This is a genomic window from Bacteroidota bacterium (assembly GCA_020402865.1).
Classification (GTDB): Bacteria; Bacteroidota; Bacteroidia; order Palsa-965; family Palsa-965.
Window position 1 is genome coordinate 14,011 of sequence record JADBYT010000021.1, and the last position, 12,169, is coordinate 26,179.

The 12,169-nt window shown below is 48.4% G+C and carries 10 protein-coding genes; 4 read left to right on the plus strand and 6 right to left on the minus strand.

Annotated elements, in window-relative coordinates; genetic code table 11:
- Window positions 1–5 precede the first annotated feature (5 nt).
- From IM638_14295 to sucC, 4 genes are all read right to left on the minus strand, one after another.
- Entirely contained in the window at window positions 6–344 is a 339-nt protein-coding gene (locus IM638_14295) for a DNA-directed RNA polymerase subunit omega (GenBank protein MCA6364204.1), read from the minus strand.
- Between the two features lie 32 nt (window positions 345–376).
- Window positions 377–1,192, minus strand: coding sequence for an outer membrane protein assembly factor BamD (gene bamD, locus IM638_14300; GenBank protein MCA6364205.1), 816 nt, complete (start codon window positions 1,190–1,192; stop codon window positions 377–379).
- A 77-nt stretch (window positions 1,193–1,269) separates the two neighbouring features.
- Window positions 1,270–1,947 (minus strand): Crp/Fnr family transcriptional regulator, encoded by a 678-nt coding sequence (locus IM638_14305; protein ID MCA6364206.1) that lies wholly within the window; start codon window positions 1,945–1,947, stop codon window positions 1,270–1,272.
- Between the two features lie 75 nt (window positions 1,948–2,022).
- Entirely contained in the window at window positions 2,023–3,237 is a 1,215-nt protein-coding gene (gene sucC, locus IM638_14310) for an ADP-forming succinate--CoA ligase subunit beta (protein MCA6364207.1), read from the minus strand.
- Window positions 3,238–3,393: 156 nt separating this feature from the next.
- Between sucC and IM638_14315 the strand changes: the two genes are divergently transcribed.
- On the plus strand, window positions 3,394–4,176 hold the full coding sequence (locus tag IM638_14315; protein ID MCA6364208.1) for a hypothetical protein: 783 nt from the start codon (window positions 3,394–3,396) through the stop codon (window positions 4,174–4,176).
- Between the two features lie 51 nt (window positions 4,177–4,227).
- Here IM638_14315 and IM638_14320 read toward each other — a convergent pair whose 3' ends face one another.
- Both IM638_14320 and IM638_14325 read right to left on the minus strand, forming a co-directional pair.
- Window positions 4,228–4,953, minus strand: a complete 726-nt coding sequence (locus IM638_14320) for a hypothetical protein (protein MCA6364209.1) — start codon at window positions 4,951–4,953, stop codon at window positions 4,228–4,230.
- Window positions 4,954–5,014: 61 nt separating this feature from the next.
- Window positions 5,015–5,554 carry a hypothetical protein gene (locus tag IM638_14325; GenBank protein MCA6364210.1) on the minus strand — a complete coding sequence of 180 codons (540 nt, stop codon included), beginning with the start codon at window positions 5,552–5,554 and terminating at the stop codon, window positions 5,015–5,017.
- Between the two features lie 218 nt (window positions 5,555–5,772).
- On the opposite strand from IM638_14325, the gene IM638_14330 reads away from it, so the two are divergent.
- From IM638_14330 to IM638_14340, 3 genes are all read left to right on the plus strand, one after another.
- Entirely contained in the window at window positions 5,773–8,247 is a 2,475-nt protein-coding gene (locus tag IM638_14330; GenBank protein MCA6364211.1) for a carbohydrate binding family 9 domain-containing protein, read from the plus strand.
- 142 nt (window positions 8,248–8,389) lie between these two features.
- A complete protein-coding gene (locus tag IM638_14335) occupies window positions 8,390–11,098 on the plus strand; it encodes a gliding motility-associated C-terminal domain-containing protein (GenBank protein MCA6364212.1) in 2,709 nt (902 codons plus the stop codon).
- 73 nt (window positions 11,099–11,171) lie between these two features.
- Window positions 11,172–11,870, plus strand: a complete 699-nt coding sequence (locus tag IM638_14340; protein MCA6364213.1) for a WG repeat-containing protein — start codon at window positions 11,172–11,174, stop codon at window positions 11,868–11,870.
- Window positions 11,871–12,169: the final 299 nt, after the last annotated feature.

Below are 12,169 nucleotides of genomic sequence, written 5' to 3' on the forward strand. Positions count from 1 at the left end.
CCGGATCAGGCGTTGCTGCCTTCTTCGCGGGCGGGGTTGCGGAAATACACTTTGTTTTCCACAAACTCCTGCATGGCAATGCTAACGGGTTTGGGCAAACGCTCGTAGAATTTCGAGATTTCAATCTGCTCACGGTTTTCAAACACCTCTTCGAGGTTGTCTGAATGTGTGGCAAATTCGTTCAGTTTACCCGTCAGTTCTTCGCGGAGTTCAGCGCTGATCTGATTGGCACGCTTGGCAATAATCGCTACCGATTCGTAGATATTACCGGTTTCGGTGTCGAGCTTGCGCACGTCGCGGGTTACTGTGGTAGGTTCGGCGTTGGTTTTCTTGAAGTCAACCATGGTTGTTATGAACGTTTGAAGTGATTGCTGAATTAACGGGTCTTCTGTTGGTTACTGAATTCAGTTTGCAACTGAAGGGTATTGTTGTAAATCTTCTTCGCCTCGTCGGTAAACGGACTTACCGGGTAGGCAGTGGTGAATTTCTGGTATTCGTTGAGTGTATCTTTAATACGTAATTCTTTTTTGGTGTCGATACTGTTAACCGCAAGCTGGTAACGTGCCTGAAGGGTAAGGTACATGGCTTCTTCGCGGTAAATGGAACCCGGATAAGTTTTCACGAGTTGCTCAAACGCAGTAATGGCTGCTTTGTAATCGCCAATTTTCAGGTATTGGCGGGCAATGAGGAATTCTTTTTTCTGCAGCTTTTCATACATTTTATCAATCAGCTTGTTGCATTCGGGAATGCGCTTGCTGTTTGGGAATTGCTGGATGAAATACTGAAATTCATTAATGGCCTGATAGGTATCGGTCTGATCGAGTGAATACGGGGGAGAATTGAGATAATGGCAGTATGCGCTCATGTAGAGGCATTCTTCGGCGCGGGGGCTGAGCGGGAAGCTGCGGAAATAGCTGCGAAACTGGTAGCCGGCCATGATGTAATCACCAAGATTGTAATTGCAGAATGCAAGGTGATAGGCCACATTCTCTGCTTTATCGGTGGTGCGCATCTGGGGATACAGCTCATCCAGCAACATCTGCGCTTTCACGTACTCGGCTTTGCCGAAGTATTCAAGTGCTTTGTTGTACTTCTCTTCCTGCGTGCCTTTTTTTTGAATTTTATTAAATTCATTACAGCCGCCGGCAAGAAGCAGAGCAAAAATTACAGAAATGAATGCAAGTTGGCGCATACCGATTCAGAAGGGCAAAAGTAATACTTTTTTACGTACCCGGCCCCGCCTTTTTTCAGTTTACCCACAGCAGGGTGTTAACTGCTTTCGGCCAGTTTTTGCAGTCCGGGCACATTCAGCAGACGTATTTTCCGTCCGTCGGTTGCCAGCAGGCCTTCATCGCGCAGGCTGTGCAGTAGGCGGATCACCGTTTCGGTGGCTGTGCCCACCAGTCCGGCAACTTCTTCGCGGGTAAGCTGTACAGCCAGCGTACTGCCGTCTTTTTCAAAGCCGTAGGTTTCGGCCAGCAGCAGGGTTACTTCGGCCAAACGGGCGCGCACATGCTTGCGGGCGAGTCCGGCGAGGTGATGTTCGGCGTGGCGGAGTTCGGAAGTAAGCAGGCGGATAATGTAATGCGAAAGCACCGGGCTGTGGTCGAGCATTTGAAAGAGCACGGCCTTGGGAATAACCAGCACGGAGGTGGTTTCGAGCGCCGCCGCCGAGCATGAATATGCATCGTTGCCCAGCACGGCCCGGTAGCCCATCAGATCGCCCGGCCGCGCCAGATGCACAATCTGCTCACGCCCCTGCAAATCAGTGGTAAACAGTTTCACTTTGCCGCGCTGCAAAATATACACGGATACCGGCTGTTTGCCCTCCAGAAAAAGCTCCTCACGCCGTTGAAATACCTGCACTGTACCCGCTTCGGCCAGCAGCTTTTCATCGGCCGGGGTAAGTGCTTCAAACGGGAAAGGCGGCGAATGCGGGACGAACATAGGTAGTAATGGTATAACAAACCTCCGCAGGCAATGTTGCCGGGCGGAGGTTTGCTGTGTAATTCAATATATTGCTTAAGCGCCTACCACCTGCTTCACCAGGTCGGCTGCTTCCTGAAGCTGAATTGCAGAGAATACTTTCAGGCCCGACTCCTCGATAATTTTCTTGGCTTCCTCAGCATTGGTGCCCTGAAGACGTACAATGATGGGGACTTTGACATCGCCAATGTTTTTGTAAGCATCCACAATGCCCTGCGCCACACGGTCGCAACGCACAATGCCGCCAAAAATGTTTACCAGAATGGCTTTCACGTTTTCATCGCGCAGGATAATGCGGAAAGCCTGCTCAACACGGGCTGCGTTGGCTGTGCCGCCTACATCAAGGAAGTTGGCCGGCTCACCGCCAGAGAGTTTGATAATGTCCATAGTAGCCATGGCCAAACCGGCGCCGTTTACCATGCAGCCCACGTTTCCGTCGAGCTTCACATAGTTGAGGCCGTAGCTGCCGGCTTCCACTTCGGTGGCGTCTTCTTCGCTGGTATCGCGCAAGGCGGCCAGATCGGCATGACGATAAAGACCGTTGCCGTCGAGCGTTACTTTCGAGTCAACCGCGATAATCTTGCTATCACTGGTTTTGAGCACCGGGTTGATCTCAAACATGCTGGCATCAATGCTTTCGTAGGCTTTGTAAAGCGCCTGCACAAATTTCACCATGCTTTTGAAGCTCTCGCCGCTCAGGCCGAGGTTGAATGCAATCTGACGGCACTGAAAATCGCGCAGGCCTACACGCGGGTCAATTTCTTCTTTAAATATCAGGTGCGGCGTATGTTCGGCCACTGATTCAATGTCCATACCGCCCTCGGTAGAATACATAATTACATTACGTCCGCTGCCACGGTTGAGCAGCACACTCATGTAAAACTCAGAAGGTTTTTCGGCACCGGGATAATACACGTCTTGTGCAATGAGCACTTTGTTTACGGTTTTGCCTTTTTCACCGGTTTGAAGTGTGATGAGCTTTTTGCCCAGAATGTTTTCTGAGATTTGCTTCACATCATCAAGCGATTTGGCCAAAGCCACACCACGCTGTTCGGTGCCTTCAATTTTGCCTTTTCCGCGCCCGCCGGCATGAATCTGCGATTTTACAACCCACCAGCCGGTGCCGGTTTGTTCCTGAAGTTTTTTGGCTGCTTCTACGGCCTGTTCCGGCGTATCGGCTACAATTCCTTCCTGAATGGCCACACCAAACTGCTTGAGAATGGATTTACCCTGATACTCGTGAAGATTCATAATCGGCTTTTGTATTTGAGAGTGTTAGAATTCGGTTTTGGTAATCGGGGGGTAAAATTAGCAGGATTTTGGAGATATGCTTCACCCTTTTTCTGGCCACTTTGGTTTACCCCTAATTAAATTTCTTAAATTTAACTATCCCAAATTACTTGTTTGATGAAAAAGCTAACCTCTTTCTTTTTTTTTCTCCCTCTTTCCCTGTTTAGTCAGACCGAAATCCCCCAAAGGCTTGTTTATTCTGTCTTTGGCGGCACCAATTTCTCCACCATCCGGGTATTTGATCTTTTAGGTCACCAAAATCCGTACGTTAAGCAAGACCTCTACTATGGGAATACTCCATTGCTGAATCCCTATGAGGAGCATGATTTTACATATACCACCCGTGTGGAAAATGTTAAATACAGTCCCGGATTTCAATTCGGATTGCGTTTATCCAACCCCGGAAAGTTTGTAAGCGTTGCAGCGCAGCTTGCGTTCAGTCAGTTGAACTTAAATTACGACTATACCAGAACCTGGTTTAGGGGTCATCACGGCACCATGCAGGGAGCGAAATGGAAAAACAATTGGCTTGATTTTTCAATTATGGCTCAATTTACGTGTGGCACAGGGAGCAGGTTTAAGTTTTTTGCCGGTTTGGGGGTAAGTAAATGTGTAAGCAGTAAAAATGAGGGATGGATGAACGATCATCAGTATTATACTTATTTAACAAATAATGGCGGCGGTACAATTAATTCCACCGCGGAATATCAGTTAACTACAAAAATCGACAACCTTAATTACAGTACCAATATCGGAATTGAAGCTCCGCTTACGAAAAAGGACAATGTTCCGCTTTATGCCTCATTGATGTGGAACAAAGGTTTCTCAAATCTGGCCTTCGAGCACAATGTATCACAAAGCAATCTTCAATTAAATATTATCTATTATTTTTTCCTTTAACAACTACATTTGATTACCGAAATCAGTCTGCGGCAAAGCCGTTACTTTTTTTCACGAACCACACCCGCCACAACCCGAACAACCACTGCAACCCGAATCGCCTCCGCAACCAGATCCTCCGCCGTCGCTCAAACAACCGCCTGCGCAGCCGCTGCTGGCTGAAGTCAGAATCATTGCTGCCCGTTTTTCATCTTCAATTGCCCAGGCTATCGGCCCCCAGCGTGCATCAACGCGGGTTATCCCTTCCGTAAATTCTCCGGTAATAAACCAGCGTCTGGCGCCAAGCATTTGCAGCAGCGTATGCAGTTGTGTTTTGTTTGCTGCATGCTGCCATATTCCGCGAAGTTGGTTGATTTCGGTTTTCAATGTGTGCTGTACCTCCCGTCCTTCGTGTGTGAGTTCAAAGTTTCCGGTAATCCAGCCAAGCAGGTTCTGCGAAAAGTAACCTGCTTTTTTAAGTTTGCGGAGTATGTGCCGTATGAGTTTGTGCTGGTCAACCGTTTCGGCCAGTATGCGCACGAAGTGACTGAGCAGTGTGCCGTTGCCTTCAGATTTCAAACTATTCAGCAGGTAATCCAGCTCGTGCGGCTGATTGGTTTGGATATTGGTCATTTGCACATATTCCACATCATCTGTATCGTGAAACCGTATTTGTCCGCTTAGCTCAAACTCCATAAGCGAGGTGGTGATTATTTCTCTCCGGCTGGCGCTATAGCCTTTCAGGAAAACAAGTATCTCGGCCGGATTGAATCGGGTAAGTAATAAAGTATTGTTCATTTGTTTGTTTTTATTGATTACTAAAAATGTCCCGCGCCGTATTGTTTTGTGTGAAATAGTTTTACATGATCTTTTTGCGGATTTGATTTGTGAGTGAATTGATAATTGTGAGCAGCCAGACCGGTTTGGGAATGATCCAGTTTGTGCGCACGTTTATGCGCTTGTAATGCACATCGCTGAAGCGTTTGGCGGGATGCGGCCAGATGTCGGCCGGCGGTTCTGATAAAAAAACAGCCCGGTACATTTGCAATGTCCGGGCATACCAATCGTTAAACTTTTCGGCCTCCTGTTTTCCGCCTTTCGTGGGGCCGTGGTGAATTTCGCGTTTCAGAGTTTGTTCGCAAAAATCTTTCCAGTAAGATTGCGTGTAAAGCATGTGCAGATGCCACACCTGATCGACCTGGTCGGACGGGGTTAGCGGGTGTGGCACTACACATATAAGATAGATGAATTTCCTGTATTCATCCACCGCCCGGATTGCATAGCTTGTTTTCCAGTTGTTCTCCCGCGCAAGGCGCTGTGTAAACTTGAGGGAGGACGCGGGGTTATCTGTTTGAAAGTCTTGTATTGCTTGCCAGAGTGGGTAATCTGTAATACTCATATTCTATTTTCTGATACAAATATTCTCTCTCCATGTGACTGTACTGTGAATGCAGTGTTATAGAATTATGAAAAATAAATTCATGAACTTCTGTTACCAATCTCCGGTTTATCCGTCCATAAAAAAGAACCATTTATAGCTATTTAACATCCTTTCATCCTTCTTCACAAGATAAAGAAAGATGTTTGCCCTACTTTTAACGCCAAATTAACCACCTTATGCGCCTTACGCTAACCGCATTAGTTCTGATTATTAACTATTTGTCGCTTTTTGGGGCGGCAGACACAACTGTTATTGTGCGTAAGGAGGCTTTTGCAGTGCGTACGGATGTGTCGCCCAAAATTGATGGCAAACTGGATGAAGCGATCTGGCAGAAAGCAGCGGTAATAAACGGATTCCAGCAAAACAGTCCAACTGAAGGGGCGCCGGTACATTTTGATACGGATGTGCGGATTTTGTACGACAATACAGCCATTTACATATCGGCGATGTTGTACGACAACAGTCCCGACAGCATTATGCGTCAGCTGGGCATACGTGACACCTGGGTGAATGCCGACAATTTCAGGATGGTGTTTGACACCTACAACACCCAGCAGGATGCGTTTGACTTTTCGGTAACGGCTTCGGGCGTGCAAAACGACTCGCGTTTCTCAGATATGAATTATAATGCGGTGTGGGCCAGCGAGGTTCAGATTTTATCGAATGGCTGGAGTGTGGAAGTGGAAATTCCCTGGTCGGCATTGCGTTTCCCAACCGAAAACGGCCGTGAGTGGGGCGTGCAGTTTACACGCAATGTGCGCCGTTTTCAGGAATTTGATCAGTGGGCGCTTACTCCGAAAGCGGCGTCAAATGCGATGATGTATTGGGGAAAGCTCAAAGGGCTGGCTGATATTGACGTGCCTCTGCGGTTACAGCTTACGCCCTACGCATCATTGATCTGGCAAAACGACGACCGTTTTGGCGAAACATCGCCCGTGCTGAATTACGCCGGCGGTATGGATGTAAAATACGGCATCAACGAAAGCTTTACCCTCGATATGACACTGCTTCCTGATTTCAGTCAGGTACAAAGCGACAACGTAATTAAAAACCTCGGTGCTTTTGAGCAGCAGTTTCAGGAACAGCGTCCGTTTTTTACTGAGGGAGTAGATCTGTTTCAGCTGGGCGATTTATTTTATTCCCGGCGAATAGGTAAACGGCCGTCGGGATTCTGGAGCGCGCCTTATGAGCTTGACAGTACAGAAGTATTGAAAAAGAATCCTACACAATCGCGGCTCATGAATGCCACCAAAATTTCAGGGCGCACCAATACGGGGTTAGGCATCGGTATTCTCAATGCATTTGTAGAAGACACTTATGCGGAAGCCCACGACACCATTACGGGCAACAAGCGCAAACTGCTTACAGAGCCTCGTTCAAATTATAACATTGTGGTTTTTCAGAAGCAAATGAAAAACAGTTCATCGGCTTATGTAATTAACACCAATGTAATACGCACACACGGCTGGAACAGTTCGAATGTAACGGGGGCCGGTACAGTGCTGAATGATAAAAAGCAAAACTGGCAACTCCGTTTTGACGGCGCGGTGAGTGATATTCTTTCGCCGGTTGACAGTGTAAAAGGAGAGTTTGATGCACGTATTGGTTATCAGTACAACCTGCAGCTGGCACGCACAAGCGGAAAAATTCAGTATTACATTGCCCGCAACGTGAAAAGCCTCAATTTTGATGCAAACGACCTGGGCATTACGTTTGAAACCAATTTTGCCCAGCAGAATGCCGGTATCACCTACTTCATTTTCAACCCGTGGAAACGTATCAATCAGGGCAATTTCGGCTTTAATGCCGGATATCAGTACAACCTGATTACCAAAGAACGGAATGCTTTGTTTTTGAACATTAACTCCTGGTTGCAGTTCAGGAATTTCTCCAATATGTTTTTCGGCATGGAAGCCAATCCCTACGATCAGCGCGATTATTACGAGCCGCGCGAACAGGGCCGGTTCTTCCTGCGCCGGCGAATGATGAACATGTGGGCTGGCTACAATACCAACTCAAACAAGAAAATAAGCGGTGGCGTAAATGTATATTGCGGCACAACGGATAAAGTGACTGAAACAATCCCCGCAAACCCCTGGATTGGCGGTGGTTTCTGGATGGACTGGCGGGTAAACGACCGGCTCACGCTTTCGGTTTTTCCCAGTGTACACAACGACATTGGCGACCGGGGCTGGGTAAACACAGAAAACAACGGTAACATTGTGTTTGGCCGCCGCATTTTACGCAATATCGAAAACGGTCTTAGCGCAAGCTACGTGTTTAAGCGTGATATGTCGCTTACCATTAACGGCCGCCATTTCTGGGCCACCGGCCGCTATACCGGTTACTACACGCTTAACAATGAAGGTATTCTGGAAGATTATGCTTACTACACCGGAAATCACAACTTTAACTTCAACTCGTTCAATGTAGATATGGTTTTTCGCTGGATTTTCGCGCCGGGCAGCATACTGAGCGTGGGCTGGAAACAAAATATTCTTACAGATGAAGTTGGCATTCCGCAAATAAATTACAACTACACCTATAACCTGAAAAATACGCTTCAGGCTCCGCAGCTGAACCAGTTCTCGGTGAGGGTGTTGTATTTTATTGATTACGTGTACTTGAAAAAGGCATTGCAACGCAAATAAGTGTTGTTTTGCCTATTACCACATTTTCCCTTCCGGCTGCATGATAATTTCTGCCACTTACTTCTGCATCGTTGTAGTTTAGACAGGTCTGTGTATTTTTGACAGCATCCGGTGCTGCGAACCTGAATGCCGGATACGTTGCATGAGACCACCCTTGCACTGCTTTTTTACTGTTTTGTGTCTGTCGTTCACTGTTTTTCTCCACGCTCAGGGCGGGATATGGACATGGATGAAAGGCTCATCGGTAACCAATGCTGCCGGTAATTATGGTGTGCTGGGTGTTTCTTCCCCGGCCAATGACCCGCCTTCCATGTATGCTGCGTTGAGCTGGACTGATCCGGCGGGTAATTTCTGGCTTTACGGCGGGCTCAACAGCAGTTCCTTTCAGATTTACAGTGCGTTGTGGCGGTTTGATACGGGTAATTTGCAATGGACCTGGATGAATGGCAGCAGTGCTACGGGTCAATGGCCTGTTTACGGGACACAGGGCGTTTCGGCACCCGGTAATACACCGGGAGCACGTTTCAGGGGCTGCACCTGGATTGATGCCAATGGGAATCTCTGGCTCTTTGGCGGCTACGGGTTCGACTCGAACGGGCAACAGGGGCAAATGAGCGATTTGTGGATGTATAATGTGGCCATCAATGAATGGACATGGATGAAGGGGCCTACAATATCGGGGCAGCCGGGCAGCTATGGAACTTTGCAGGTGGCTTCGGGCGCCAACAACCCGCCCTGCCGGCATGAAGGCAATGCCGCCTGGGTATCAGCCAACGGCGAATTGTGGATGTTTGGCGGCGAGGGCGGCGGCGGTTTTTACAGCGATATGTGGCGCTATGACCCTGCTACCAACAACTGGACCTGGATGAGCGGGCCCAACACAACCAATGCATTTCCCAACTGGGGCGTGCTTCAGGTGCCCGCTGCAACCAATACGCCCGGCAGCCGCTCATCATACAACCACTGGACGGATGCGACAGGTAACTTCTGGCTTTTTGGAGGGAACCGTTTTACCAACACCTATAACGATATGTGGCGCTACAATCCGGCCACCAATCAATGGACCTGGATGGGCGGCAGTAACTCGGCAAACGATCCGGGCAATTACGGCACCTTTTGCACAGCCGGTGGTTTCAGGCCCTCGTCGCGGATGGAAACACGCACCTGCTGGAAAGACAATTGCGGCCGTTTCTGGCTTATGGGCGGCAGCACCAACAACCAGCTGAATCAGCTCGTGCAGGATATGTGGCTTTACGACCCGGTGCTGAATGAATTTCTGCTTTCGCGCGGGGGACCCGCCACCAACCAGCCTGCCAGCTTTGGCGTAATGGGAGTGCCTGCGGCCACAAACGAACCGGCCGGCCTGGCAGGAAGCATGAGCTACACTGCACTGAACGGTGATATGTGGATGTTTGGCGGGTTGCTTAACGCCGCCGGCGGAACCAGCAATGCCCTCTGGCGCTTTCAACCCGATCTTTCCTGCTTCTCCGTACAGTTCAACCTCACCGCATCCCCGTCAACCGGATGTTTCCCGCTGCCGGTAACCTTCCAGCTTTCGCCTGTGAGCAATAATTTCAACTTTCACTGGGACTTTGGCGATCCTGCCACGCAGGCCGATACAAGCAACCTGCCCGCTCCTTCGTATGTGTACACCAGCGCAGGCACATTTACCGTAACCGCAATTATCACAAACAACTCATGCGGCTTACTGGCTGATACCATTACCACCACAATACAGGTGAGCGCCGTTCCACTACCCGCGCTGGGGCCTGATACCATTCTTTGCGGAAATGCGTCGCTTACCCTTGATGCCGGTTATCCCGGCGCCTCATTCAGCTGGAACACCGGCCCGGCCGATACGCTGCAAACCCTTACCATAAACGCACCCGGCACCTATGGTGTGCTGGTATCGCTGGCCAACTGCTCGGGCAGCGACAGCATAAATGTAACCTACCTGCAACCACCAAACATCGGCAACGACACTACGCTTTGCGAAGGTCAGCCACTCACGCTTTCGGCCGGAAACATCTGGGATACCTACCTGTGGAGCAACCAGACTACGGCCTCCACCGTGCAGCCGGATACTACCGGAATCTGGTGGGTACAGGTGGCTGCCGGCCCATGCACGTTTACCGATTCGGCCAGCATTACCATACATCCCCTGCCCGTAGTTAATCTCGGCCCCGACACTACGCTTTGCCCTGATGTGGTATATGTGCTGGATGCAGGCAACCCGAATGCCACTTTCAGCTGGAACACCGGCGCCAGCACACAACAGGTGGTGGCTTCGCAGCAGGGGGCATATTCGGTTTCCGTAACCGAAAATAACTGCACCGTGAATGATCTTGTGCTTGTCAATTTCTATCCGCCACTCGACCTCGGGCCTGATCTAAACCTCTGTCTGGTGCCCGAACTCTCGCTTGATGCAGGACCGGCACTCAGCTATTTGTGGAACACCGGCGAAACCACACAAACAATCGTGGCCAACACTGCGGGTATGTATTCCGTATTGCTCGACAATGGCACCTGCCAGCTGCGCGACTCAATAGAAATTACCGGAGGCACCAGTTCGGGTATGCTTTATGTGCCCAATACGTTTACACCCAATGCAAACGGTACAAATGATTACTTCTTCGTGGCCGGCGACGGAATTACCCAGTTTACAATGCGCATTTACAACCGCTGGGGGCAACTGATTTTCATTTCCGGCAATATGAACGAGTACTGGGATGGTACATTGAATGGTGTGAAATGCCAGAATGATACGTATGTCTATATCATCGACTACCGTACAGAATGTGGCGGGGAAAACGATTTCAGAAAAATTGGGCATGTGAATTTATTGCGTTAAGCCTGTTTTTGACTGCATACATGCAAACACTTTGTGTACTTATATGTTATATTTCATGGTAAAACCAATTCTGATGACAAAACTTTTTGCTTCGCTGGCAGCATTGCTGTTTGCCTCATTACTTGCCGCGCAAAGCCCGGTACGTTTTTATGAAAAAGGAAAAGTTGGCTATAAAAGTGCCGATGGTAAAATTATTGTTGCACCTTCCTATGACGCCGGTGGCGATTTCAGCGAAGGTTTTGCGATTGTGCTGAAAGGCTCAAAACGCGGATATATCAACGAATCGGGCGAACTGGTTATTCCGATGATTTATGAAGATGCCGGACAGTTTAAAAATGGCATTGCCCGTGTGATGAAAGATAAATTGTATGGTTTTATTAATACAAAAGGAAGTATCGTTATTCCGTTCAGCTATGCCTTTGCCGACGATTTTTCTAACGGACTTGCCCGTGTGGCGGTAAACGGGAAATATGGCTTTATCAACAACACGAATCAGTTTGTGATTGCCGCTCAGTACAGCAACGCCAACAACTTTTCAGAAGGACTTGCCTCCGTGCAGAAAGACGGGAAATGGGGGTTTATTGATGTAAAGGGACTAACAGTAATTCCTTTTGAATATGATCAGGCCTATACCTTTGTTAAAGGCGAAGCCAAAGTGCGCAAAGGCGATAAATCATATTTTATTTCCCCTAAAAACAAATTTATACGCAAGGAAGAAAACCGCCACGAAGAAGAAGAACGTGAGCGCGAAAAAGCCAGAGGCAAAAAATAAGCTGTTTGCCACATTGATCTTCCGGATTCTAAATTCAGATTGTCTGAATTCTTTCATCATTAGTCATACCGGATTATCAGCTAAAATTGATAATCCGGTTTTCTTTTTACAGCAATTTTTACAGGTTGTTTTCATTTGACATTGACACTGGTATTTCCTGCTTCAAACCACTTGATAAAGATTAGCTGCCGGATAACAGAATTGCCCTGTTGCCGGCAAATGTTTTATTAACATTACTAACGGTTTTGTGGCATTAGCTGTATTTTGCTTCACACATTCCGCTCCGTTAAATTGCAGAA